Origin of the sequence: Candidatus Poriferisodalis sp. (assembly GCF_965203655.1) — a bacterium.
Classification (GTDB): domain Bacteria; phylum Actinomycetota; class Acidimicrobiia; order Acidimicrobiales; family Poriferisodalaceae; genus Poriferisodalis.
This window is the reverse complement of the sequence record NZ_CBDBDD010000006.1, coordinates 311,160-336,382: the sequence shown is the minus strand read 5'-3', so window position 1 is coordinate 336,382 and position 25,223 is coordinate 311,160. Positions and strand designations below refer to the sequence as shown.

At 67.4% G+C, this 25,223-nt stretch carries 25 protein-coding genes; 22 read left to right on the top strand and 3 right to left on the bottom strand.

Going from position 1 to position 25,223, the window contains the following annotated elements; genetic code table 11:
• Positions 1–3 precede the first annotated feature (3 nt).
• The 10 genes from ACOGW9_RS07610 (at position 4) to ACOGW9_RS07565 (ending at position 8,894) form a co-directional block, all read left to right on the top strand.
• The gene (locus tag ACOGW9_RS07610; RefSeq protein WP_419909935.1) at positions 4–1,245 is read left to right on the top strand and encodes a M20 family metallopeptidase; all 1,242 of its coding nucleotides are present in this window, start codon (positions 4–6) and stop codon (positions 1,243–1,245) included.
• Positions 1,246–1,266: 21 nt separating this feature from the next.
• On the top strand, positions 1,267–2,460 hold the full coding sequence (locus ACOGW9_RS07605; RefSeq protein WP_419909933.1) for a substrate-binding domain-containing protein: 1,194 nt from the start codon (positions 1,267–1,269) through the stop codon (positions 2,458–2,460).
• Positions 2,461–2,559: 99 nt separating this feature from the next.
• Complete coding sequence (locus ACOGW9_RS07600) at positions 2,560–3,531, top strand: ABC transporter permease (RefSeq protein WP_419909931.1); 972 nt, start codon at positions 2,560–2,562, stop codon at positions 3,529–3,531.
• 1 nt (position 3,532) lies between these two features.
• Positions 3,533–4,741 (top strand): alanine racemase, encoded by a 1,209-nt coding sequence (locus tag ACOGW9_RS07595; RefSeq protein ID WP_419909929.1) that lies wholly within the window; start codon positions 3,533–3,535, stop codon positions 4,739–4,741.
• Entirely contained in the window at positions 4,738–5,511 is a 774-nt protein-coding gene (locus tag ACOGW9_RS07590; RefSeq protein ID WP_419909927.1) for an ATP-binding cassette domain-containing protein, read from the top strand. The genes ACOGW9_RS07595 and ACOGW9_RS07590 overlap by 4 nt, the downstream gene beginning before the upstream one ends.
• Positions 5,508–6,356: an ROK family protein gene (locus ACOGW9_RS07585; RefSeq protein ID WP_419909925.1), complete on the top strand. Its 849-nt coding sequence runs from the start codon at positions 5,508–5,510 to the stop codon at positions 6,354–6,356. The genes ACOGW9_RS07590 and ACOGW9_RS07585 overlap by 4 nt, the downstream gene beginning before the upstream one ends.
• Positions 6,357–6,364: 8 nt before the next feature.
• A complete protein-coding gene (locus ACOGW9_RS07580) occupies positions 6,365–7,090 on the top strand; it encodes a glucosamine-6-phosphate deaminase (RefSeq protein WP_419909924.1) in 726 nt (241 codons plus the stop codon).
• A 155-nt stretch (positions 7,091–7,245) separates the two neighbouring features.
• Positions 7,246–8,271, top strand: a complete 1,026-nt coding sequence (locus ACOGW9_RS07575) for an NADP-dependent oxidoreductase (protein ID WP_419909922.1) — start codon at positions 7,246–7,248, stop codon at positions 8,269–8,271.
• A gap of 90 nt (positions 8,272–8,361) precedes the next feature.
• Complete coding sequence (locus tag ACOGW9_RS07570; RefSeq protein ID WP_419909920.1) at positions 8,362–8,568, top strand: hypothetical protein; 207 nt, start codon at positions 8,362–8,364, stop codon at positions 8,566–8,568.
• Positions 8,569–8,759: 191 nt separating this feature from the next.
• Entirely contained in the window at positions 8,760–8,894 is a 135-nt protein-coding gene (locus ACOGW9_RS07565) for a hypothetical protein (RefSeq protein ID WP_419909918.1), read from the top strand.
• Between the two features lie 50 nt (positions 8,895–8,944).
• On the opposite strand, the gene ACOGW9_RS07560 is transcribed toward ACOGW9_RS07565, so the two are convergent.
• Positions 8,945–9,172: a DUF2188 domain-containing protein gene (locus ACOGW9_RS07560; protein WP_419909916.1), complete on the bottom strand. Its 228-nt coding sequence runs from the start codon at positions 9,170–9,172 to the stop codon at positions 8,945–8,947.
• A gap of 332 nt (positions 9,173–9,504) precedes the next feature.
• Between ACOGW9_RS07560 and ACOGW9_RS07555 the strand changes: the two genes are divergently transcribed.
• The 3 genes from ACOGW9_RS07555 to ACOGW9_RS07545 all read left to right on the top strand — a co-directional run bounded on the left by ACOGW9_RS07555 (position 9,505) and on the right by ACOGW9_RS07545 (position 11,733).
• Complete coding sequence (locus ACOGW9_RS07555) at positions 9,505–9,666, top strand: hypothetical protein (RefSeq protein ID WP_419909914.1); 162 nt, start codon at positions 9,505–9,507, stop codon at positions 9,664–9,666.
• Positions 9,667–9,682: 16 nt separating this feature from the next.
• Positions 9,683–11,224, top strand: coding sequence for a hypothetical protein (locus ACOGW9_RS07550; protein WP_419909912.1), 1,542 nt, complete (start codon positions 9,683–9,685; stop codon positions 11,222–11,224).
• A gap of 134 nt (positions 11,225–11,358) precedes the next feature.
• A complete protein-coding gene (locus tag ACOGW9_RS07545) occupies positions 11,359–11,733 on the top strand; it encodes a hypothetical protein (protein ID WP_419909910.1) in 375 nt (124 codons plus the stop codon).
• 17 nt (positions 11,734–11,750) lie between these two features.
• Here the strand turns inward: ACOGW9_RS07545 and ACOGW9_RS07540 are convergent, their stop codons facing one another.
• Entirely contained in the window at positions 11,751–12,680 is a 930-nt protein-coding gene (locus ACOGW9_RS07540) for a nucleotidyltransferase domain-containing protein (protein ID WP_419909908.1), read from the bottom strand.
• A 152-nt stretch (positions 12,681–12,832) separates the two neighbouring features.
• Complete coding sequence (locus ACOGW9_RS07535; protein ID WP_419909906.1) at positions 12,833–14,092, bottom strand: ATP-binding protein; 1,260 nt, start codon at positions 14,090–14,092, stop codon at positions 12,833–12,835.
• A 279-nt stretch (positions 14,093–14,371) separates the two neighbouring features.
• Between ACOGW9_RS07535 and ACOGW9_RS07530 the strand changes: the two genes are divergently transcribed.
• From ACOGW9_RS07530 to rplV, 9 genes are all read left to right on the top strand, one after another.
• Entirely contained in the window at positions 14,372–20,257 is a 5,886-nt protein-coding gene (locus ACOGW9_RS07530) for a fibronectin type III domain-containing protein (protein WP_419909904.1), read from the top strand.
• A gap of 168 nt (positions 20,258–20,425) precedes the next feature.
• Entirely contained in the window at positions 20,426–21,106 is a 681-nt protein-coding gene (locus tag ACOGW9_RS07525; protein WP_419909902.1) for a DUF433 domain-containing protein, read from the top strand.
• A gap of 9 nt (positions 21,107–21,115) precedes the next feature.
• Complete coding sequence (locus ACOGW9_RS07520; RefSeq protein ID WP_419909900.1) at positions 21,116–21,391, top strand: hypothetical protein; 276 nt, start codon at positions 21,116–21,118, stop codon at positions 21,389–21,391.
• A 411-nt stretch (positions 21,392–21,802) separates the two neighbouring features.
• On the top strand, positions 21,803–22,450 hold the full coding sequence (gene rplC, locus ACOGW9_RS07515; RefSeq protein ID WP_419909898.1) for a 50S ribosomal protein L3: 648 nt from the start codon (positions 21,803–21,805) through the stop codon (positions 22,448–22,450).
• Positions 22,450–23,112 (top strand): 50S ribosomal protein L4, encoded by a 663-nt coding sequence (gene rplD / locus ACOGW9_RS07510; protein ID WP_419909896.1) that lies wholly within the window; start codon positions 22,450–22,452, stop codon positions 23,110–23,112. The genes rplC and rplD overlap by 1 nt, the downstream gene beginning before the upstream one ends.
• On the top strand, positions 23,109–23,399 hold the full coding sequence (gene rplW, locus ACOGW9_RS07505) for a 50S ribosomal protein L23 (protein ID WP_419909894.1): 291 nt from the start codon (positions 23,109–23,111) through the stop codon (positions 23,397–23,399). The genes rplD and rplW overlap by 4 nt, the downstream gene beginning before the upstream one ends.
• A 10-nt stretch (positions 23,400–23,409) precedes the next feature.
• Complete coding sequence (rplB, locus tag ACOGW9_RS07500; protein WP_323671048.1) at positions 23,410–24,246, top strand: 50S ribosomal protein L2; 837 nt, start codon at positions 23,410–23,412, stop codon at positions 24,244–24,246.
• A 4-nt stretch (positions 24,247–24,250) separates the two neighbouring features.
• Entirely contained in the window at positions 24,251–24,529 is a 279-nt protein-coding gene (gene rpsS / locus ACOGW9_RS07495) for a 30S ribosomal protein S19 (RefSeq protein WP_323671047.1), read from the top strand.
• Positions 24,526–25,221: a 50S ribosomal protein L22 gene (gene rplV, locus ACOGW9_RS07490; RefSeq protein ID WP_419909891.1), complete on the top strand. Its 696-nt coding sequence runs from the start codon at positions 24,526–24,528 to the stop codon at positions 25,219–25,221. The genes rpsS and rplV overlap by 4 nt, the downstream gene beginning before the upstream one ends.
• Positions 25,222–25,223 lie beyond the last annotated feature (2 nt).

Sequence of the window (25,223 nt, the reverse complement as noted above, 5' to 3'; positions counted from 1 at the left end):
TCGATGGCTGACCGGGCCGCCGCCGCAGTGGACGGCGACGAGATCGTCCGGCTCGTGCGAGCGGCCGTCGGTATCCCCAGCGTCACGCCGAACGAGGAGGCGTTCGGCCGGTGGGTGCTCGATGCCATGAACGCCGCCGCCGGATTCGATGATGCCGGCCTTGTCGCGTTCGAGCCAGGCCGGGCAAACGTGTGGGGCTTCGCGGGCGACGACGCCGGCAGGTCGCTCTTGCTCGCCGGTCATCTGGACACGGTGGCGACGGACGACTGGTTGCAGCACTGGCAGGGCACCGACCGTGAAGACCCGTTCGGCGCGCATGTGATCGACGGCGAGATCTGGGGCCGCGGAGTCGCTGATCAAAAGGCGGGGATCTGCGCAATCATCGAGGCGGTCAGTGCCGTGCGGCGAGCTGGACTGCGGCCCGCCGGCAGGGTGTCGGCGCTGTTCGTGTCCGACGAAGAGTCCGGGCAGCCCGGCAGCGGCGTGTCGGCGGGCATCCGCGCGGCAACCGAAGGGCGCAGCGGCCCGCTCCCTGCGGCCGACTTCGCGATCTACACCGAGCCGACGACATCGGCGATCTACACCGCGCAGATGGGCTTCTTGATCGCGGACATCACCTACACCGGCGTGTCGGCGTACTTCGGCCGACCCGAACTGGGCGTGGATGCGCTGCGGGCAGGCCATGTGCTGCTGGAGCGCCTGTGGGCCTGTTCCGACGAGATACGCGGATCGGTTCCGGCTCACGAACTGCTCGGCGAGGCCTTCCTGCTTGTCACCTCAGTGAGCTCGGGCGGCAACATCGCCGTACCGGGCCGCTTCGACCTGTCATTGATCCGCAAGGTGCTGCCCGGCGAGAGTTTGGACAGCGCCGCCGAGCAGATCGGCTCGATTGCCGCTGAAGCCGCCCACGAATGCGGCGTGGAGTGCGACGTCCGCTTCAGCGCCCCTCGCGACCACCGGGTTGGCGGCACTCCCGACGAAGTGAACGCTGACCATCCGGGCGTGCTGGCGCTGGCTGATTCGATCGAGGCCGTCAGCGCCCAGCCGGCGCGCATCGAAGGCGCTCCCTACTGGTCCGAGAAGCCCTTCTTGCGCGACATGGGAATCCCGAGCGTCTATTTCGCCCCCGGCGACATCTCGAACTGTCACACCCCGCACGAACGGCTCGACATCGACGAGCTGGTGACAGCCACCCGAACCCTCGCCCACTTCATCGCGCAGTGGTGCGAGGCCGCTGATCAGTAACCGAAACCCTGGGAGGGGGACATGATCAAGAACAGACTGGCATCCAGGCTGCTGCTATGGGTGTCGCTGCTGGCAGCTTTCGCCATGGTCGCCGCGTCGTGCGGCGATGACGGCGACAGTGCAGCCCCGGCGACCACCGCTGCGGCACCGGAGCCGGAACCCGAACCAGAACCCGAGCCTGAGCCGGTGCCAGAGCCCGAACCGGCACCTGAGCCGCCGAAGACCCAAGGACCCGGCGGTGAGGAGGCAGTGGCGTCGAGCGAGATCACCTTGAGCGATGACGAGATCGCCGAGGTGCAGCAGGGCGGCTACACCGCCGCGCTGCTGTGGCACACGGCTGGGGCGTTCACCGACGCCGTCAGCCAAGGTGCCCGCGACGCGTTCGCAGAGCTCGGCATCGAGGTGATCGCCGAGACCAACGCCAACTTCGATGCAGCGCAGCAGGCCAACGACGTCGAGACGGTCATGGCGCAGCAGCCGGACATCATCATCAGCCTCGCCATCGGACCGGATGCCGGTGCAGAAGCATTCCGCCCCGCGGTGGATGCAGGCGTGCAGCTGGTGTTCCTGTCCAACATCCCGCAGGGCTACGTGCACGGCGAGGACTACGTCGGCATCGTCACCGACGACCTGGCGGCGATGGGCATCACCGCGGCAGACCTGCTCGCTGATGCACTCGGCGGCGAGGGCGAAGTGGGCTTCATCTTCCATGACGCCGCGTACTACGTCACCAACCAGCGCGATCAGGCATTCAAGTCGTGGATCGAGATCAACTACCCCGACATCACGATCGTCGTCGAGCAGGGCCTCGCCGACCCAGCGGCCGCTGAGGAGATCGCCACGGCGATGCTGACCCGCCATCCAGATCTGGACGGCATCTACGCGCCGTGGTCCGCCGGACCCGCGGACGGGGTGCTGGCAGCGCTGCGTGCAGCGGGCGCCTCCGATGTCGCACTCGTCACCATGGACCTCGACACCAACGTCTCGCTGGACCTGGTCGAGGGCGGCAATGTCGTGGGCATCGCCGCCGATGAGGCCTACAACCTCGGCCGCACGATGGCGCTGGAGGGCGCGTACGGACTGCTGGGCAAGTCGGCGCCGGCGTTCGCTGTCGTGCCGGCGATCGGCGTCACCGCCGACAACATCGTCGAGGGGTACCAGCAGTCGCTGGCCGCAGATCCGCCCCAAGAGGTGCTCGACGCCCTGGATCGCTGACTCGGGATTCCTCCCCGTGGCTCGCGTCCCGCCGGCGGGTGCCGTCGGCGGGACGCGAGGATTGCCTTGCCGTTCCGCCCCTGAGTTGCGGTCATCCACTTGACTGAGTCTGCGATCACACGATTCATGCAGCGCTGGCAGCTGGTGGCGCCTCGCCACTACGTCGTCTATGCGGCGGCGGCCCTGATCTTCGCTCTGTTTGCCATCGTGCTGCGAGACGACGGGTTCGTGTCGGCGTCGAATCTGCTGAACATCGGCCGCCAGGCCGCGCCGATCGCCGTGATGGCCGTCGGGATGGCGTTCGCGCTGGGCGCTGCGGAGATCGACCTGTCCGTCGGGTCGGTTGCAGCACTGTCGTCGCTCGTGGTGGCTGACGCGGTAGGCAGTTTCGGCTTTGTCGCCGGGGTCGCGATCGCGTTGGCCGTCGGCGTCGGGATCGGCGCCGTCAACGGCTTGATCGCGGTCAAGGTCCGCATTCCGTCGTTTCTGGTCACGCTGGGGATGCTCGGCATCGTCAGCGGCATCGCGCGCAACCTGAACAACCTCCAGTCGTTGCCGATCCGCAACGACGCGTTTCTCAGCGTGTTCGGTGCCGGCTCGGTCGGCCCGATCTCGTCGCTGCTGATCTGGACGATCATCATCGGCATCGTCGGGCATCTCGTGCTGCACCAGCTGCGCTGGGGCCGTCATGTGCTCGCCGTGGGCGCTGATCGGGCCGCGGCGTCGGCGGTCGGCATCAACACTGACCGAGTCCGCATCACCGCCTTGGTGGCCAGTGCCACGGCGGCAACCTTTGCGGGAATGCTGCTTGCCGGCCGGCTCGCCATCGGCCGCCATGACCTCGGCGAGAACCTCCTGTTGACGGTCATCGCCGCCGTCGTGATCGGGGGAACGAACCTGTTCGGCGGCCGGGCGTCGGTCGTGGGGGCCATCGCAGGCTCGATCGTCATGGCGATGCTCAACAACGGTCTGATCCTGATGGGCCTGCGCGTCGCCGATCAGCTCATCGCCAGGGGCGTGATCATCATCCTCGCCGTGGCGTTGAGCATGCGCGAGCAGAAGGAGACCTGAGGTGTTCCTGCGATCTCTGCTGCAACGCAACCCGCGATTCGTCGAGGCTGCCGTCGAGCTGCACCAGGCCGGGCTGATCCCGCCGAACAGCTACGTGGTTGACCTCGACGTGCTCAGGTCCAATACCGAAGGACTCTGCCGCACCGCGCGCGATTTGGGGCTGACGGTGTACGCGATGACCAAGCAGATCGGGCGCGCCGCCGCCGCGCTCGACGCGATCGACGCCGGCGGTGCTGACGGATTCGTAGCTGTCGACATGGCATGCGCCCGCCCCATCGCCCGGGCCGGGCACAGCGTGGGGCACCTCGGGCATCTCGTCCAAGTGGCCCCCAGCGAGACCGCCGAGGCGGCCGCGCTCGAGCCCGACTGCTGGACGGTGTTCTCGCGCAACAAGGCATCGCAGGCCGCCGCGGCGGCTCATGCGCTCGGGCGCTCCCAGCCGCTGCTGGTGCGCGTGTTCGACGACGGCGACGAGTTCTACCCCGGCCACGAAGGCGGCATCCCGCTGAGCGATCTCGGTTCGATGATCGACCACATCGCCGCGCTCGACGGCGCCACATTCGCCGGGCTCACCACGTTTCCTGCGCTGCTGTACGACGCCGAGTCCCAGGCGGCTCGGCTGACCCCGAACATGGACACCCTGGCACGAGCTGCGGCCGTTGCCCGGCGCCACCCCGCATGCCCTGAGCAGCTGCACCTCAATGCGCCTGGCACCACATCCACGCAGGTGCTGCCGATGCTGGCCGAAGCGGGTGCGACCCAGGTAGAGCCGGGCCACGGTCTCAGCGGCACGACTCCGCTGCACGCTGTCGGAGAACTGCCCGAGCTGCCTGCGGTGCTGTATCTCAGCGAGATCGCGCACATCCACCAGGGCAGGCCGCTGTGCTTCGGGGGCGGGCTGTACATCGACCCGGTGTTCGGCGACTACGAGGTGCGCGCTGTGGTGGCTGATGACCCCTCGGAGATCTCGACCCAGCCGGTGCCCGTCGAGATGCCCAGCCCCGCCGCAATCGACTACTACGCCCCGCTCGCTCCACCGCCGCAACGGCGCTTGCGCGAGGGCGCCACAGTCATCTTCGGCTTCCGTGTCCAAGCCTTCGTGACCCGCGCGTTCGTCGCCGGAGTCGCTGGTGCTGCACGGGGCGAACCTCACGTTGCCGGAATCTGGAATGGGTTCGGCGACGCAGTGCAGTTCGGGATGCACGCATGAACGCCGCCGCGCCAGCGCTGGAAGTCGAGGGCCTGTGCAAGTCATTCCGTGCGGTGCAGGCCCTCGATCACGTGGCGCTCACGCTGCGCTACGGCCAGGTCACCGCCCTGCTGGGCGACAACGGCGCCGGCAAGTCGACCTTCGTGAAGTGCGTCGCCGGCGTCTACACGCCAGACGCGGGAGTCATGCGGATCGACGGCGACGAGACCACGGTCGGCTCGCCCGATGCGGCCCGGGCGCTGGGCATCGAGACGGTCCATCAGACGCTCGCGGTCGTCGACACGCTCGACGTTGCCGAGAACCTCTTCCTCAACCGCGAGCAGACCCGCGGTGGGCGGGTCGGCGCCTGGCTCGGCGTGCTCGACAAGAAACGCATGCGAGCCGAGACCGAGCAGATACTCGACAGGCTCGGCATCCGCATCCCGTCGCTGCGCCATGCGATGGGGGCGCTGTCGGGCGGGCAGCGCCAAGCGGTCGCCATCGGGCGGGCCTCGGCCTGGGGCCGCCAGATCGTGATGCTGGACGAACCCGCCGCCGCGCTCGGCGTCGAACAGGCCGCACGGGTCCTCGAGCTGATCCGCAAGCTGCGCAGCGACGGCGCAGCGGTGCTGCTGATCACCCACAACATGGATCGGGTCAGCGAGGTCTGCGACCGCGCAGTGGTGCTGCGTCAAGGCCGCAAGACCGCCGAAGTGAACATCAGCGATGTCACCAAGGACGACCTCGTCGCCTACATCACCGGTGCCAAGTCCCAGCAGGCCCCCTCATGAGCGGTCAAGGCGCACGCCCGGCGGCTGGCTCGTCGGTCGCTCCGGCCGTCGCGGAGACTGTCGACGGCGATCAGCCGCAGATGCAGCTCGGCGTCGACGTCGGCGGAACCAGCACCAAGGGCGCGATCGTCGATCTGCGCAGCGGCCAGCTCGCCGGGCCCATCCACAACGCGCAGACGCCCGAGGGGGCAACGCCCGAGCATGTCGCCGCGCTCGTGCGGCAGATCGCCGCAGCGGAAGGCTGGATTGACGGTGTCGGCATCGCCCTGCCCGGTGTGATCGCGGGATCGCGCCTGCGTCATGCGCCCAACCTCTCGCGCGCATGGGAGAGCGACGGTGCGCTGGACTGCCTGCTCGACGGTGCAGACACCACCGCCGTGCTGATCAACGATGCCGACGCCGCCGGCCTCGCCGAGCTCATCTATGGACGCGCCCAGCCCTCCGACGACGGCCTGACCGTCGTACTCACCTTCGGCACCGGCATCGGCAGCGCTCTGCTGCACAATGGCGATCTCATCCCGAACTCCGAGCTCGGCGGGATCACGAGCGGCGCGGACCGGTTCGAGGATGTTGCGTCGGGGCGCGCCATCTCCGAGCATGACCTGACGCCTGCCCAATGGGCTGAGCGTGCCCAGCCGTACTTTGACCTGCTCGAGACGCTCCTCAACCCGGGCCGCTGGGTTCTGGGCGGCGGCCTCACGGAGAACTTCCAGCAGTACGCATCCCGGCTCGATCTGTCCAGGCCGGTGAGCGCGGCCCATCTCGGCGTGCATGCCGGGATTGTGGGTGCGGCTGCCGCAGCCCGACGGTTCGATTCCTCGGCGAGTCGGTCCCCTCGTCGATGAAGCTCATCGTGGCGCCTGACCGGGCCGCGGTCGCGCAGCTCACGGCGGACTTCATCGAGCCCTTTGTGAGCACGGCCATGCCGGCCGCGCTGGGCATCGCGACCGGTGCGACGATGGAGGAACCCCTCGCCGAAGTCGTGCGACGTCACCGGCGCGGCGCCTTCAGCCTGGCCAGCTTGCAGGTGTACTTGCTCGACGAGTACCTCGGCCTCGAACCCGGTGGTCGCGACACGTTCAGGCACACCGTCGAGCGGCGCCTGGTATGCCAGACCGACTTGCCGCCTGCCGCAGTGCACTCGCCTGATCCGCATGCGGCTGACCTGGGGGCCGAATGCGACCGGTACGAACGCGAAGTGCGCGACGCGCGGATCGGGCTCCAGCTCCTCGGCATGGGAACCAACGGCCACATTGCCTTCAACGAGCCCGGGTCGGCGTTGACGAGCACGACTCGTGTGGTCGAGCTGAGCCCCCAGACGAGAGCCGACAATGCCCGGTTCTTCCCGCAGGGCACTGCGCCGCCCGCGACAGCGATGACGCAAGGGATTGCGACGATCCTCGCCGCGCAGGAATTGCTGCTGGTCGCATGCGGCGAGTCGAAGGCATGCGCGCTCGCTCGAGCTGTGATTGGGCCGGTGAGCGAGCTGGTGCCCGCGTCTGCGCTGCAACTGCATCCCAAGGTCACGGTCATCGTGGATCCCGGAGCCGCGTCGAACCTCGCCGAACGCCCCAACTGAGGCGCCGCGGGGTCGCCGGATCAATACCCGTCCCAGAAACCGAAGGCGTGCTGCAGCCGGTATGCCGCAAGCCGCTGTCGGACCAAGAAACGCCGCTCGAAACCAGCAATCATGTCGGGCGGCGGCGACGCCCGGCAACGAACGAGGAGCGGATGATGGCTGGAGATACGAACACGGCGCGGGTGTCGGACTGCGTGGTGCTGGCCAAGGTTCCCGACGGACCGCTCAGCGCCGAGCACTTCGCGCTGCGGAACGAAGAAGTGCCCGAACCCGGGCCAGGCGAGGTGCTCGTGCGGGTCCAGGCGATCACGATCGGCGCGGGGCAGCGGGCCGGCCTGCAGGGCAGTGCCAGCTACGCGGGTGCCCCCGAAACGGGCGTGGTCATGCGGGGCACGGGCGCGGGCATCGTGGAGGCATCGAATGCCGACGGCATCAGCGCGGGCGACACGGTCGTGGGCTGGACCGGTTGGCGCCGCCATGCCGTGATGGCCGCTGACGAGCTGCGCGTCGCAGACAGCACGCTCGATCCGGCCCTGCATCTCGGAGTGCTGGGCACGAACGGGCTCACCGCCTACTTCGGCCTGCTCGACGTCGGGCGGCCCACCGCAGGCGAGACCGTGGTGGTATCCGCCGCAGCGGGATCGGTGGGCCACATTGCGGGGCAGATCGCCAAGTCCCTCGGTTGCCGGGTCGTCGGCGTGGCCGGCTCGGATGAGAAGTGCTCGCTGCTGGTCGACGAGATCGGCTTCGACGTGGCGATCAACCGGCATTCGCCCGACTTCCGAGCCGAATTCCGCGCGGCCACACCCGACCGCATCAACCTGTACTTCGACAACACGGGCGGCGAGATCCTCGGCTCCGCGCTGTTCCGTATGGCCACGTTCGGCCGCATCGTGTGCTGCGGCGCGGTCTCGGCCTACGACACCGCCAACCCCGATCCCAGCCCGCGAGGCATCCCGGGCCTGCTGGTGAACAACCAGGTGCGCATGCAGGGCTTCATCGTGTTCTCCTACGCCGATCGCTATGACGAAGCTCGCACGCAGATGCGCGAGTGGATCGAAGCCGGTTCGCTGGTTCCCCGCCATGTCACCTACGACGGCCTCGAATCGGCAGGCGGAGCCTTCGTCGATCTGCTCGCCGGCCGCACCGTCGGCACCACCATCGTCCGCCTCGGCGACTGAACGGCGCTGCCTCCGCGATTAAACCTGCTTGTCCAACCTCGTCCGAGGCCAGTAGCTTCGGCGACGAAGGACAGGACGGGAGAGGGGATCGTGACGGCACAGCCGATGTCAGCAGAACTCGACATGGATGCGGTCACGCTTGACGACCTCGACGCGGCGACAGGCTTGGCGTCACTTCCTGCAGGACAAAGCACGGGCGTCATCTATGGCACCGATGAGGAGTTTCTCGCTCATCTTGCGGATGAGCCGATCGCCGGCCGTACCATCGGCACCACCGTCGTCCGTCTCGGCGACTGAGTGCGCGTGCATCGGCTGTTTCACCGGAGTCGAGTGCACCGATACATAGGCTCGGCTCATGACGGCCGCCGATCCGCCTGGGCGAATTGAGGCCGAGCATCTGGCCCACTACACCGAGCGGCCTACCGCAGCGGGCAGGTTCGCGGTCCGGGTCTCGTACCCGGCCGTGATCCTGCTGGGAGTCGGCATCTATGCCGCTGTACCTGATCGGCTACGACTTGATCAGCTTCGGTTGGTACATGGTGGTGCTGGCCGGTGTTGCTGCGCTGTACGAGCTCGGCGGTCGGTGGTGGAAACGACGGCAGCGCAAACTTGTACAAACCTGACTCACACGACCCCAATTTTCGCAGGCGGGCCGAGGCCAGCCCCACTGCGATCAGTTTGGCGGCGGGTACGGATCGTTGCCGTAGCTGTTGCGCTCACCGATCTGACCGTTCTGCTTGTGGATCAGATGCTCAGTCGAGTCCCGCATGGCAGCCTCACGGCCAGCCGCTTGGGCTTCAGCCTTGGTGGGGTGCGTGTCGAATACCCGGCTGGAGCCTTCCCGTCTGTTCGCCCAGCCGTCCCCATGAGGGACGGTATGGATGGCTGGTTTCTTGGGCATCGTCCTGCCTCCTTCTGCGGGTAGCCCCTGCATCAAATCACGCACCTGTGTCGGCGCTGGAGGCACCGTACCGAGCGCGGCACGGGGATCGCTAGTGGACATCTTGGGGAAATCTGCGGGGTCGTTTGTGGAAGCCAAAAGCGCGCCGACTGGTGCCGGGTCGTCGCCTGTACATCTGTTCTCAGCTCCGCCAGAAATATGCAGGTCAGACCAGACGCCGAATCTGGACGATCACCCACGATCACTGGGAATCGTCGTACTAACCCCTACGCTTTTGCGTGTTGGTTCACCGCAAGCCGCATGGCTCATGGTGCTGAGAAGGGGAGCCCAGCATGAGTAAATCGGTGCCGCGTTCTGCCCCTGCGGGGCTGCCCAGCGACCCTCGTGACCTGCTCACACAGCAGGAGTGGCAGGACCTCTACGAAGATCTCGAACGCATGGCCCAACTGCGTCGCCGCGCTGCAGCGAACGCCGCAAACATGTTCGTGGGCTGACCAGGCCGACCGTACGGTGGACATCGACACATGGGACGAGCAACCGCTGCTCCATGCACAGCAGCCCTCGACAGATGAAGAGTGGAGAGCGTCTCTCGGCCAATACCTAGAAGCTCGCAATGACTTGCCGCTGCTTCGCTGTTTAGCGGTAGCGCGTGAATCTGGCGCTAGCACGCTGGTCGCGGAAACCGGGTACATCGACGCTGACTACCGCAGCGAATACGGCAGTTACTTCGCGCACCAATTCCGACACCGCCCGGACACTGCCCACCGGCTGCACTTTTTCTCCGAACGGCTGTCCCTCGACGAAATCGAACGAGGGACAAGCCCAGATTCGTACTTGGGGTACGTCGTCTTGCGCCCTTGTGAGACCGGCCCCGTTTCACGAGCGATGCTGCAGCCACCGCCAAGTGTCGCTGGTGCCGTCCGCACATCCGTCGTCGACAAGATCAACCTCTGCGGTCAAGATCTAGCCGTGAGCGGTGTGCCCTTCTCGCAACAGGACGCACAAATGGGGTCGTGCGCCCATGCATCGGCGTGGATGTGCCATTACACCGCTGCTCTGCGCGGGGACGCTGCTCGCCAGACAACTGGCTATCTCGCTGAGTGCGTCGACTCCAAACTCAATACAAGCCGCCCGATCCCGACTCAGGGCCTGACCGTCCTGCAATTGAGTGAACTTTTCCGCTACTTGGGGCTGCCCGCCTATGCCTACGAAGTGGGCTCGTTGCCCAGCCCTGGACTGCCATGGCAACGCTCTGACCCGACACCACCGTCTGGGGGCAACCCCGTTCCACCTGGGACATGGGATGACCGCATCGTGCCGGTTGTGTGCCGTTTCTTGAATTCAGGTCTGCCGGTACTTGTCGGGGCCATCGGGCCCGACAGAGCCAACGGGCATGCGTTCGTTCTGTGCGGCTACAAGCGGACAACGCGTGACGGCAAGCGGTGGGTTGAGTTCGTCAGGCACGACGACCAACGTGGCCCGTACCTCCGTGTTGACGATGTGCTTGCTGATATCGACCCGGATACCGGCCACAGTTACGGGCCATGGTCGACGATCCATATCCCAGCCCCAGAGAAACTGTGGCTGGGGCCGGAACATGCCGAAAGAGCAGGGGGGCTTCTTCTCCATAGGCAGGCGACTCTGCTGGGCAATGACCAGCAGAGTGTGGTCGCAAGCCAGTTGCATGACATCGTGGCAAACGGCCGATTTTCTGTGCGTTCCTACGCGATGCGGTCGAACCGTTTCAAGTCGGAACTCCCAACCCGAGGGGTCCCAAGTGACGTGGCGGTGGCCTACCGGCTCATGTCACTCCCACGCTATGTATGGGTTGTGGAGGCCATCGACCGAGCCCGGCGTGACCGAGGCGAGCCCTGTGTGCTAGGCGAGACACTGTGGGACGCAACTTCGTCCGACCACCGGCCCGAAGTGCTGACATCCCACATGGCAGGATTCATGCTCATCGCTTCGAACGTGCGGTCCTGCTCTGAAAGCCCGATCTTTGTCAGTGCGGATTTTCAGCCCTACGAGAGCGGCGGGGTCGGACCCGTCTGACTCGGCTCTAGCAGTTGCCGGGTTTCTGGCTGCCACAATCACCGGCGTGGTTACTCATATACATAATTCCCCTCGACAAGGGGGGCGGCTGCAACATCGAGCAGCTGCTGGGTGTTGCTTCAGGCCCGCCCGACGTGGCCTACACCGCGGTCCTGGGCGACATGGGTCTGCTGCTGTATCGATGGCAGCTGCGCGGCTTCCGCGTGCGCGGATTCACCGACTTCAAGGTGAAGCTCTCGGGCTCGCCGCGGCGTGACCGCGCCAAGCTGGCCCCGTTCGTCTCCCGGGGCTCGAGCACCGCGACGGTTCGCCTCGATGCGAACAACCTCTGGGAGACGCCCGAGCAGTGCACAGCGCACCTGGACGCCCTGGGCGACATTGCATTCGCCGTCTTCGCTGCCGGGAAGTGGTTCACTGCCTACCTGCCGACGGCATTCCACTTGGTCCTGGCGAGCGAAGTGATGCTGTTCGCGGCCTACCAACGACGGCGCCCCCAACCCGCCGGCTGAACGGTCATGAGGTTGGGTCAGGGCGTGAGGCGGAGGGCGTCGGTGAGCACGTCGCGGCAGCGCCGGCTGCGGCGGTCCCAGCGTGCAAGCGTCGTCTCGGCGACACCGCTGTCACGGCACTGATCCACTGCGAACTCGGCAATGGCGAGCGCCGCCGCGGCGCGGTTTCGAAGCTGTTCTTCGTCGAAGCGGGCCTCGGGCCGGTCGGCGCTATAGGCGGAGCCTTGACGCCACTCGTGCAGATCCCCCAGATCCAGCACGCCTTGGGCGAGCGTTGCGAACGTCTCGCCCACTTGTTCAGGCTGCGGCGCGACCAGGGCCGGGATGCTGTGCGAGTGCGCAGGTGCGGTCCCCACGCGGGCGATGTGGGTGGCCTTGGCAGCAGATTCCACGATCATCGCGATCTCGCCCATCGCGGCAGCGAAGCGCACATCCTCGAGAGCGGCAAGTTCGCCTGCGTCGCCGTCGGCGATGGCGTCGACTTCGGCGCGCGAAGGCCGCAGGCTTCCTTCCAGACGCACCACGGCATCGGACACGTCTGTGAGGCGGCTCGCCAACTCGGCGGCAGGATCTGCGGGCAATCCGATCTCCTTGTCCCAGTCGATGCTGTCATGCGTGCCGGCGTCAGCCAACTCGATTGCGTAGGTCGAGATGCGGGCTTCCAGCGAGCACGGCACCTTGCTGGTGCGAACGGCCCACTCGGGTGCGTCGGTCACGTACACGTCGACGCGGCGCTCGGCGGCAGCCTCGGCTCGCCGTTCCAGGGCGCAGCGACGAGACCCCCGTTCGGCGTAGTCGAGATCGTCGTAGATGGCTACCAGATCGATGTCGCTGGCATCGGAGGCTTCGCCTCGAGCCAACGAGCCGAACAGCAGCACCCGGCCGACTCCTGCATCGAGCATCGCACCGGCGGCACGTCGAGCCGCCACAAGATCAGGCGCGGCCATACAGCCGAGACTAGCGCCGCGCTCGTCCTTCAGCGGATTGCTGTTGTGCAGCCTCCGCAGCCATGACTCGACCGCGGGATGCAGCGAAGCGTCAGTCGTGTCGATCGCCGGCCCCGACTTGGACCGGCCGTCGGCGATGGCCGGCTGGGGGTTCAGGCTTCCCAGAGCGTCTTGACGGGCATGGCGTGCAGGCCGGGGGCAGCTTGCTGAATGCGATCGCCGTTGTGCAGGAGGATCCCGCAGGCGAAGCTGTCGCCTGCGGCATCGCGCAGACGTCTCAGGCCGGTGAAGTCCCGAGGGTGTGCTGTGGCCCGCGACTTGACCTCGATGCCGACGATGGCGCCCGGCGAGCGCTCGAGCACGAAATCGACCTCGGCGCCGCTCTTGTCGCGGTAGTGGCTGACGGTCGTCATGTCGCTGCTGAGCGCTGCGGTCTTGGCGAGTTCCCCATAGACGAAGCTCTCGAGCAGAGGGCCGAGACGTTGGCGATCATCGGCGATGCTCGCCGCGTCGACACCTTGCAGCGCGGCGAGCAGGCCGGAATCGAGGAACTGGAGCTTCGGTGCCTTCACCAGGCGCTTGAGGCCACTGCGGTGCCATGCACGTACGCGGCGAATCAGGAACATGCGCTCGAGCAGGACGAGCCAGCGATCCACGGTCTTGCCGTCGACGCCGAGACGAGTTCCGAGCGCCGACATGTTTGCCAGCCCGCCGGCTGCGACGGCTGCGTGATCGATCAAGCGAGGCAATTCGCCGTGTTTGGAGACCTGCGCGATGTCGCGGACATCGTGTTCGGCGACCATGCGCGCATAATTCCGCAACCATGATTGGCGCCTGGCCGAAGCGGTGCGGGACAGCGCTTCGGGGAAACCGCCGCCCACCACCCGTCCAACCAGATCATCGGTCGGTCCGGCGATGTCGAGGCCGGCGAAGTCGCACGCGAAGGCCCGGTCGATGAACGAGGAGGGCCCCGTGCCGGCGGTCTCGGCTTGGGAGAAGGGCAGGAGTTCGACCGTCTCGACCCGCCCGGCGAGAGAATCCGGCGACAGCGACCCCGCGAACAAGTCGACCGAGCCAGTGATCAGGAACCTTCCGGGGCGAGGGTCCTCGTCGACGATTCGCTTCAAGGCCAGGATCAGGTTTGGGGCGCGCTGGATCTCGTCGATCACCACTCGGTTCAAGCCGCGGGTGAATCCGGCTGGGTCATCCTGCGCGAAGCGCCTCGACTGCTCGTCGTCGAGGGTGACGAACTGTCGGCCGTCGTCGTCGGCGATACGGCGGGCGAGCGTCGTCTTGCCCGATTGGCGCGGCCCGACAATGGCGACGATGCGAGTGTCGGCCAGGGCTGCGCGGACGAGAGGCTCGGCATGCCGGGCGACAAACGCTCCGCATTGGTCGGTCTGGTTCGGCATGAGGCGCCGTCCGATTCGGAATGTGCTCCGGGCTATTTCGGAATCCGCACCGGGCCAATCCGGAATCTAGCGGTTGCGGCACGTCGGTGGACAGCCAGCGGCGTGTTCGTGATCCGTCTGCGTGCTGAGCCTCTAGGATGCTGGGGCCGTGCTGAGCGTGCGGGTTGCGCCTGCGGTTTGTGGACTGATGAGGTTTTGCTGATATGAAGCTGTCTCTTTTGTGGGATAGGTCGGGTTCTTTGGTATCCCCCCCCCCCCCCGGTTATGCGCCGTGGGCGTATGAAGCGGCTGCGGCGTGCGCACGGCTCGCGTCGGAGTCTGTCGCGGGCGCTGGCGGCGTTGTTGGTGCTGGGGGTGTTCGCGGGGCTGCTGGCGCCTGCTGAGCGCCCGGCGGCGGCTCAGTCGACTTCGACGCTGGCGTTCTCTGAGGTCACCTATCTTGTCAGCGAGGGCAGCGCCATAAGAGTCACCGTTGGGATCAGCCCGGCGCTGGCCGCGGACAGCCGCGTGCTGATCACCCACAGCAGCCCCGAAGGCGCCACCTCTCCTGAGGACTACACGGTGTCGGGGCTGGACGCCTCGGGCCATCTGGTGCTGCCGGCGGGAGCGGCCCAGGCCTCCTTCGTGGTGCACGCGGTGGCGGACTACGTCAACGACGACGGCACCTTCAGCGGCCTCAACGAGACCGTCGTGTTCCGGATGGCCGCGGTCGCGGGCGAGCCTTACACCGTGGGCGGCGGGTCGACGACGGAGGTCCTCATCTTGGACGACTCGCTCCTGTGGACTGCCGACCTGACGCCCAAGAGCGTGAACTCCAACGCGGCGTTGGGCTGCGACACCGACGATACGACGGCGGCCAACAAGTGCAGCGCCACGGCGACGCTGTCCGACGACGACTTCACCCTGGGCAGCACGACGTTCTCGGTCAGCTACATCGGCTTGGTCAACTCCTCCAAGAACCTGTTCGTCGAGTTCGACGCCACCATCTCCGACGAGCTCAAGGGCTACACGCTGCACGTCGGCAGCGCCAGGTTCCTGCTGGCCGACGCCACGATCACCTCAGCCAGCAGCCTCACCAACAACACCGCCTCCTGGACGAGCACCGGGCTGAGTTGGACCGCGAACACCGGGGTCGAGATGCGCCTGGAGCCGTCACAGGCGCCCGACAAGCCCAAGGATGTGGGCGTGTCGGCGGGCGACCGGCGGCTCAACGCCTACTGGCAGCCGCCCGACGACCCGGGCGATTCGGAGGTCACCGGCTATGAGGTGCAGTACAAGGAGTCCTCCGCGCCCGACCGCGGGTCTGACGTGTTGTGGGACGCGACGCTGACCGTGGACCGCAGCGCGCAATTTTTCGGCTGCACTGACTTCAGCGTCCTCGATGCCTGTTCTGTCGCCCTCGACGATGCCGGCTTCAGCCTGGGCGGCGTCGAGTACACAGTCATTGAGCTCGATCTCAGTTCGTCGACCGGCGAGTTGGTGATGGGCTTCAGCACCGATATCGGTGCCCTCGCGGACTATTCGCTGGTCGTCGGCGGCTCCCGTTTCTCGCTGTCGCCCTTCCGGGACTTCAGCTCCACCAGCTGGACGAGCTCCGGCGTCACGTGGACCGACGGCCAGCAGGTCCGGCTGTCGCTCGTCACCAGCGACGGCACCCCAGCCGCCAGAGGCCCCGGCGACGGCTGGGTTCCCGTCCCGCATTCGGGCACGGGGATCCGCGCCGCTGTGCTGGGCGAGCCGGAGCCGGTGTGGGAGGCGACGCTGACGCCCAAGAACATCCGGAACCTCGCGGCCGTTGGCTGTGAGAACGCCGAGTCGGCCGCGGCGAACAAGTGCACTGCCGCGGCGACGCTGTCCGACGACGACTTCACCTTGGGCGGGACGGCGTTCTCGGTCACCCGCATCGCCCAGTACGGCTCCTCCAGGAATGTGTGGGTCACCTTCGACAACGTCATCAGCGACACGCTCAAGGGCTCTGTCCTGCATGTGGGCGACGACGAGTTCGCTCTGGCCGACGCCACGATCAGCGGCAGCGGCACCATAGCCATGTGGGCGCATGCAGACGAGATCTTGACCGCGGGCAGCGCGGTCAGCTTGAAGCTGGTGCCCTCGGGCGGGAGCTTGGTGAATTATCGGGGTTATGACGTGCGGGTGCGGGCGGTGAACTCGGTCGGCGCGGGCGCGTGGAGCGCGGTGGTGTCTGGGGCGCCGGCGCGTCAGCGTGAGGTGTGGTCGGCGACGTTGACTTCCAAGGCGGTCACGCCGGCGGGGGTGGCTTCGGGCGAGGCTCGGGGCTGCGATGCCAGCGCCGCGGGGCAGTGCGCGGCTGCGCTGACCGACAGCACCATCGATGTCGAGGGGGGGACCGCTGTCGACGTGTTCGACCTGTTTTTGCTTAATGACCTGTCGTGCGGGGACGACAGCATGTCGCCGTGCGACACGCACAACGCCCTGACCATGACCCTCGCGTCCGCGGGTTTCCGGCGGGATCACACACTGGTGGTGGGCGGTGTGCAGTTCTCGTTCGCGGAGGGCTTCCATAGCAGCTTGGAAGCGCAGTGGCTGTCGAGCGGTCTGGTGTGGAGCGAGTGGGCGGCGGGCCAGTCGGTGGAGCTGCGGATTCTGAAGTCGTTGGTCACGCCGGGCGTTCCGGCCGGTTTGGCGGTTGCGGCGGGCGACGGGCAGTTGACGGCGTCGTGGTCGGCGCCGTCGGATGTGGGGGGTTCGGCGATCTCGCGTTATCAGGTGTCGTACAAGGAGCGCGCGGCGCCGGACCGGCTGGACAACCCGACCGGCGATCCTGCTGATGGGTGGGTGTCGGCGGGGCGCGTGGCCCCGGCGGGGTCGGGGCTGTCCTTGGTGATCGCCGGTCTGGACAATTTGACGCAGTACGAGGTGCGGGTGCTGGCGGTGAACACCCAGGGCGCGGGCGGCTGGTCTGATGCGGTGCGCGCCATTCCGCTGCCCGAGGGCACTCTGTGGGCGGCGAAGCTCGCGGTGTCCGACCTGGGCGCGGGGAATTTCGGCTGTCATTGGCCCGGCGGCGCGATGTCGAGCCTGTCGTGCCAGAACCTCGCCTTGCCGGTGATCGAGGACAACGATTTCGTGCTCGACGGCGCGACGTACAGGGTCGTCACGGTTTCGGTCAACCAGGGCAACCTCGCTTTCGCGATTAGCGATCCCGGGCCGGCGTTCCCGGCGGGGATCAGGGCCTATGTGCTCCAGGTCGGCGACGCGCAGTTCCCGTTCGCGAATCCCGACGTCGCCGACGACACGAACATCAAGCAGTGGAGCGGCGCCCCCTCCTGGACGGTCGGGCAGGTGGTGCAGCTGCAGATCAAGCTGGGCACCGTCCCGACGGGGCTGACCCTGGAGACCACGCAGGACGCCATCGACGTGTCGTGGACCGCTCCGAGCGACCCGGACTTCGCGGTGGTCGGCTACGACGTGGAGTACCGACGCCACACCGCGCCCGACGAGGCGGCCACCACCTCTGGCGACCCCGGCACCGGCTGGGTGGACACCGGCCATTCGGGCACCGGCACCGCCGAGCGGATCGCCGGCCTGGACACCTATGGCCGCTATGTGGTGCGGGTGCGGGCGTCCGATGCGGAGGGGCCGAGTTTCTGGTCGTCGCCGTCGTCGGTGCGGGTGCTGCCGGCGGATCAGCGGGTGGTGTGGGAGTCGGATCTGTCGGTGGGTGAGGTGTCGTTCGGGCTGGGCCATGGCCGGTCGGCGTCGGCGTTGGGGTGCGGCGCGCCCGCAGCCGATGTCCGCTCGGGGCCGGTGTGCTCGTCGGCGATGTCGGCGGGCAGGGTGGCCTTCCGGGGCTCGCCCGTGGGTGTGGCCTATGTGAATCTGGGCTCGGGCCATTATGTCCACTTGGGCTCGAGCACTCTGGCCCATCAGGACTCTGGTGCGGGGACGTTGAGCTTCGCGTTGGAGTCGGTGCTGGGCGAGTGGATGTTCCTGTCGCTGGTCGTCGACGGGACGGTGTTCCCGCTGCTCACCGGCGAGAGCTACAACTACGAGGCCGTCTCGGGCCGCGCCCCCTACCTGTTCGCCTGGCCCGGCGCCGGGCTGGGCTGGTCCGCGGGCGACACGGCGGACCTGGCGTTGGTGTACACGCCGCTGTTGTGGATGGAGTCCACCACGAACCGGCCCGACCGGCTCGGGTCGTTCCCGATGCACGTGCGCGAGACCCCCCCTGCGGGTTCCATCGTGGACGTGCGCGGCAAGGATCCCGACGAGCCCGCCGGGGCCTACTACTCGCTGCCGATCTGGATCAGCGAGCCCGCCCCGCCGGGCGGGCTGCGGGTCAGCCTCGAGGTGGACCCGGCGAGCACGGCGACCGCGGGGGTGGATTATGAGTGGCTGAACTCCTATGACCCGTTCGTGCCGGCCGACCGGCAGGCCAAGGTCACCACGGCGCCGTATGTGTTCTTCGAGGAGGGCGAGACCGGCTACCACCGGGTGTTCCTGCGCATCATCGACGACGCGCACGAGGACAGCGGCGAGACCATCATCGTCAAGCCGACAGCGGAGGGGTTCGAGGGCCGCGGGATGGTCATCACCATCTTGAACCACGACACCGGCGCGCCGCCGGGCGCGGCCGAGGCCGCGCCGACCAGCCTCGCCGCGGAGAAGACCGCGGCGGAAAAGCGCGAGCGCGACAAGCCCAGGCGGCCGATACCGGGCAAGTCCGACAACGCCCGCCTCGCCGGGCTGTCTCTGCGCGACGGCTGGGTGCTGTCTCCCGCGTTCGACCCCGACACGACCGACTACCGGGTCCACCACACCGCCTCCCAGGCCTCCCACATCTCGGTGCTCGCCAAGATCCGCACGGAGCACCCCGAGGCGACGTTCGCCGCCCCCGGCCACGACACCGGCATCGGCTGGTGGTCGCTGGGCACCGGCTACACCTTCCATGAGCCCGTCGCCCTCACCGTGACAGTGACCGCCGCGGACGGCTACACCACCACCACCTACACCCTGACCACCACCACCGACCCCGTCCCGGTGCCCGCGGTGACCGTCACACCGGCATCGCTGAGCATCACCGAGGGCGCGGCCGGGGCCTACACCGTCGTGCTGGACACGAAGCCCGCCCACGACGTCACCGTCGCACCCGCAAGCAGCGACCCCGCCGCGGCGGGCATCTCGCCCGCGTCGGCGACGTTCACCCCCGCGGACTGGGACATCCCCCGGACCTTCACCGTCACCGGCACGGCCGACGGCGACACCCACGACGAGAACGTCACTGTCAGCCACCGGGCCGCGAGCAGCGACGCCCAATATGACGCCATCACCATCGACTCGGTGACGGTCGCGGTCGCTGACACCACCGTCGAGCTGCCCGGGCCGGTCACCGGACTGACGCTGGCCGCCAAGCCGCGCAATGTGACCGTGTCCTGGCAGGCTCCCGACACCGGCGGCGCCCCAGACGGCTACATCGTGCACATCAAGTGCGGCAGAAACGGCAAACACCGCACCGTCGACGCACCCAAGACGACCACTGTGTTCCGCAACCTCAAACCCGGCACGACCTGCAACATATGGGCACGCGCGCAGAACGACGCCGGCAAAGGCCCCCGCACCCACACCACCACCACCCTGCCCCAACAGCAGCCACAGCCCGACCCCGAACAAACGGACCCCGAGCAGACAGACCCCGAACAGACAGACCCCGAACAGACAGACCCAGAGCAGCCAGACCCCGAACAGACAGACCCAGAGCAGACGGACCCCGAGCAGCCCGAGCCGCAGCAGTCCGAGCCGGAGCCGCAGCAGCCCGAGCATCCCGGCGACGGCAGGCTCGAGCCGTTCAACGTGCAGGTCGTGCCCGGCGACGGCACCCTGACGGTCACCTGGATCGTGTCGCCGCGCGCCGGCGAAGCCGACGACGACATCCACCACGCCCTGCGCTGGAGCCAGACCGCCGGAGTGTGGGCCAACCCCGCAGGACCCAGAGGCCACCACAACGACGGCATCGTCATCTGGGGCGGCACCGCCACCTACACCATCACCGGCCTCACCAACGGCATCGCCACCGGCGTGTTCGTCCGCTCATTCACCGGCACCAGAACCGGCGAGGACAGCCCCCACACCAGCAAATGGGTACGCATCAAAGGCCCCAACACCACCCCCCAAGCCCCCGGCTCGTAGGTTCACGGTTGGCGCAGCAGGGCCTGGGCCCGGATCGTCCGGCTCGGGCTGATGCTGTCAACCTGACACCCTGTGGCTAGGGTCGCTGCTGAGGTGCAGGGCGCGGGCTGAGATCGGACGCGGGAGTCGTGGCGTTCTCGAGCCAAGTGCAGAGGAGCGGAGGTTCTCGTGGGTGACGTTGTCTCGCTGCTGGACCGCGAGGTGTATGTCCTGAGCCAGGTTGACCGCCTGCTCGACATCGCTTCTGGCACGGCGAAGCGCTGGATCGACGGTTACAAGCGGCGTGACCAGATGTATGAGCCGTTGGTTCGGTCTGAGCCGACTGGTTCGGACATCGTCACGTGGGGCGAGTTCGTTGAGACCCGTCTGATCGCGGAGTACCGCCGACACGGGGTCAACGTCGCCCGCATGCGCCCTGCGATCATGGCGCTGCGCGAGGAGTTCGGCACGTCCTACCCGCTTGCCACAGCGGAGCCGTTTCTGAGCACCGAGGGCCGAGAGCTTGTGATGCGAGTGCAAGGCGAGACGGGCCTGCGTCCGTCGCTGTGCTTCGTCGTCCGCAATCAGCAGTCGTTGCTCGATCTGTCGATGGAAGTGCGGCGATTCCAGCAGGATGCCGACTACGAAGACTCTCCTGAAGTCCGGAGACTGCGGCTTCTCGGCACTTCGACGGTGGTCATGGACCCCGAGTACGGCTTCGGCGAACCCACGATCAAGGGCCGACGACTGCGGGTGTCAGCCATCGCGGAAGCACTCGAGGCTGGCGAGAGTCGACAGGAGATCAAGAGCCTCTGGAGCATCACTGACGAAATGGTCGATGACGCTCTGCGATGCTCCCGCGTTGCCTGATCTCCTTTCATGTCAGAACGGGCCGCATTCGACGGGGTGTTTGTCGACGAGGACATCCTCGGCGTGGCTCACGAACTCGCTCGTTTGCGTCCAGGCGAGGTGTACTACGTCGGACACCCCGACGTTCCAGAGATTCCGCCCGGGACTCTCTACAAATTCTCAGCTGCTGCGTTGATCGACGATCACTGGTCGGAGATTGTCGACAGCATCGGCAAGCAACCGGGTCCGGCGGTTTGGTCGCTCACGAGGCCAAACGGACTGCGGAGAATAGACGCCGATCTATAGACGACGATCGACGCTCGTCTGAGACGAATCACGCCAGGTTTGGCAGAGACCGTGGGGGTCCCTGAGTTCGGTCGAGTACTGCAGCAGAGTCAGGATGGCTTCAGCGGCCTGGGTGTCCGAAGCCTCCGAGGCCCCGCCCGGGCCGTGGGGCTCGGGCGAGGGTTGGGGCAGTGGGGGACCCTCGGTAGCCTGTTTCATTCGCGGCGCGGACTTCCTGCGCCGAACTGACGTCCGGCAAGGCCGGATGCCTCCCCGCAACGGGTCGGGTGTTCGGAACCGGTCGGCACAACCAGAACACCGCTCCGCCGGCAGCGCCGTGCGGAGCGTTTACGTGCCGCCCGGCAGGGCGGAGCATCTGGCAAAGCCGCTCCCGGGGCGGCGTGAGGGTACGAAGGCACGAGAGAGACGGCCATGGCGAACAAGGCGCTGGTCGCCACCAAGGTGGGCATGACACAGCTCTGGGACGACGACAACCGCGTCGTCCCGGTCACTGTGCTGCGCGTCGATGACTGCCGGGTCACCCAGGTGCGCACCAACGAGCAAGACGGCTACACCGCGGTGCAGGTCACCTACGGCCACCGCGAGGCCCGCAAGGTCAACAAGCCCACCAACGGCCACTACGAGCGAGCCGGCATCGACCCCGGCGTACGGCTCGTAGAGCTGCGGCTCGACGATGTGAGCGAAGTATCGGTCGGCACCGAATTGGGTGCCGACCTTTTCAGTCCTGGAGAGCTCGTCGATGTGACAGCGACTTCGAAGGGCAAGGGCTTCGCGGGCACCATGAAGCGGCACAACTTCTCAGGCCAGCGCGCTAGCCACGGCGCGCACCGGGTTCACCGGGCCCCCGGCGCCATCGGCGCCTGCGCCACGCCCTCACGTGTGTTCAAGGGCACCCGCATGGCGGGCCGCATGGGCGGCGCGAAGGTCACCACGCTCAACCTCGCGGTGGTCGAGGCCGACGCCGAGCGCGGCCTGCTGCTGGTGCGCGGCTCAGTCCCCGGGCCCAAGGGCGGCACCGTCGTCGTCCGCAACGCAGTCAAAGCGCCGGCTGAAGTCTGATGCCGCTCACGCTTGACGTTCGCACCCCCGACGGCGGCACTGCCGGCACCGTGGAGCTCGACGCGGCCATCTTCGGCATTGAGCCGAACATGGCGGCGCTGCACCAGGCCGTCACGGCCCAGCGGGCCGCCCGCCGGAGCGGCTCTCACAGCACGCTCACTCGTGCCGAGGTACGCGGCGGCGGCGCGAAGCCGTGGCGGCAGAAGGGCACCGGCCGGGCTCGCCAAGGTTCGATCCGCTCGCCGCAGTGGGTTGGCGGCGGCGTGGCACACGGTCCCAAGCCGCGCGACTACCGCCAGAAGGTGAACCGCAAGACCGTGCGGCTGGCGCTTCGCTCCGCTCTCAGCGACCGGGCTCGCAGCGAACGCGTGATGGTCATCGACGAATGGAACTTTGCCCAGCCGCGCACGAAGGACGCCATCGCAGTGCTCGAGAACCTGTCCCTCTCCGGACAGGTTCTGCTGGTTCTGGGCGACAGCACGGCACACCAGACGGCCGATCGCAGTTTCCGCAACCTTTCGTCGGTGCACTCGGTCAGCGCGGCCGAGCTGAACGCCTACGACATCCTGCGCTCGGACTGGCTTGTCTTCACCCGCGACACCCTTCCCACGAGCACTGGGCCCACCACGAACGGGGCAGCGAGCGAGGGGGATGACCAGTGAAGGATCCCCGCGATGTGCTGATCGCTCCCGTCATCTCGGAGAAGTCGTATGACTTCCTCGAAGAGGGCATCTACGTGTTCCGCGTCCACCCGTCCGCAAGCAAGCCGGAGATCCGTCAAGCGGTCGAGGAGATCTTCGACGTCAAGGTCGCCAAGGTCAACACGCTGAACCGCAAGGGCAAGAAGCGGCGCAACCGGCGCAACAACACCATCGGCAAGCGGCCGGACACCAAGCGGGCCATCGTCACCCTCGTCGAGGGCGACTCGATCCAGATCTTCAATTCCTAGGCGGGGCGTCATGGGTATTCGAGTACGCAAGCCGACCAGTCCCGGCCGAAGATTCCAGACGGTTTCGGATTTTGCCGACATCACCGCGACCAAGCCCGAGCGCTCGCTCATTGCCAAGCAGCATTCCACCGGCGGCCGCAACAACCACGGCCGCAAGACCTCTCGCCACCGTGGCGGCGGTCACAAGCAGCGCTACCGGGTGGTCGACTTCCGGCGCAACAAGGACGGTGTGCCCGCCACGGTCGCCACCATCGAGTACGACCCCAATCGCAACGCGCGCATCGCGTTGCTGCACTATCACGACGGCGAGAAGCGCTACATCCTGGCGCCGGCAGGGCTGGAGGTGGGCGACAAGCTCGCCAACGGAGCCCAGGCGGAGGTGCGTGTCGGCAACGCCATGCCGCTGCGGTACGTGCCGGTCGGAACCACCGTGCACAACGTGGAGCTCAAGCCGGGCGCCGGCGGCCGCATGGCCCGTTCGGCCGGCGCCAGCGTGCAGCTCGTGGCCAAGGAGGGCGCGTACGCCACCTTGCGCCTGCCGTCCACCGAGATGCGCCGGGTGCCGATCGACTGCCGCGCCACCATCGGCTCGGTGGGCAACGCCGAAGCCGACCTCATCAAGATCGGCAAGGCGGGCCGCAATCGCTACAAGGGCGTCCGCCCCCAGACCCGGGGCGTGGCCATGAACCCCGTCGACCACCCCTTGGGCGGCGGTGAGGGCAAGTCGTCGGGTGGGCGCCACCCGGTGTCGCCGTGGGGCAAGCCCGAAGGCCGCACCCGCTCCAAGAACCGCAAGTCCAACGACCTCATCGTCCGCCGCCGCCGGACGCGCGGGTCCCGGAGGTAGAGCGATGCCGCGCAGTCTCAAGAAGGGCCCGTTCGTCGACGACCACCTGCTCTCGAAGGTGGACGAACTCAACGAGAGCGGCGAGCGCAAGGTCATCAAGACGTGGAGCCGGCGCTCCACGATCATCCCCGAGATGATCGGTCACACCATCGCGGTTCACGATGGGCGCAAGCACCTGCCGGTGTACGTGACCGAGTCGATGGTCGGCCACAAGCTCGGCGAGTTCGCGCCGACACGGACGTTCAAGTTCCACGCCGGCCAGGAGCGAGGGGGCCGGCGATGAGCGGCCTCATCGATCTTGACGTCATCGCAGGAGCCAAGGCGACGCTTCGCTACGGCCGACTGTCGGCATCCAAGGCCCGGGTGGTGCTCAATCTCATCCGCGACGAGGACCTGGCCCTGGCTCGCGACCGGCTGCGATTCTGCGAGCGCGGAGCGGCCGAAGTGGTGTCCAAGGTGCTCGAGAGCGCCGTGGCGAACGCCACCAACAACGAGCAACTCGACGCCGATGAGCTGTACGTGGCCGAGTGCTGGGCCGACGAGGGACCGGTGCTGAAGCGCTGGCGCCCGCGGGCACGGGGACGCGCCACGCGCATCCACAAGCAGACCTGCCACATCACGGTGATCGTTGCGCAGCTCAGCCCCGAGGAGCTCGAGATGCGTGAGGCTCGCTTGGCGGCCTCGGGCTCGCAGACCGCCGCGGCGGCCCGCGCGGCCCGTGTGGCCGCCAGCCGTGCAGCCGATACGGGCGATGACGAGCCCGACGCCGAGACAGATCTCGATGAAGCAGAAGTCATCGAAGCGGTCGCGGCGGTCGGCACCGATGCCGATGCCGGCACCGAGCCAGAGGCCGTTGCTCCAGACGACGACACAGACGGCGATGACGACGTCGAGACCATCGAAGCCAGCGACAGCGACATCAGCGGGGCCGAAGCTGCTGAACCCGAAGCTGCCGACCCCGAAGAAAAGAACTGATC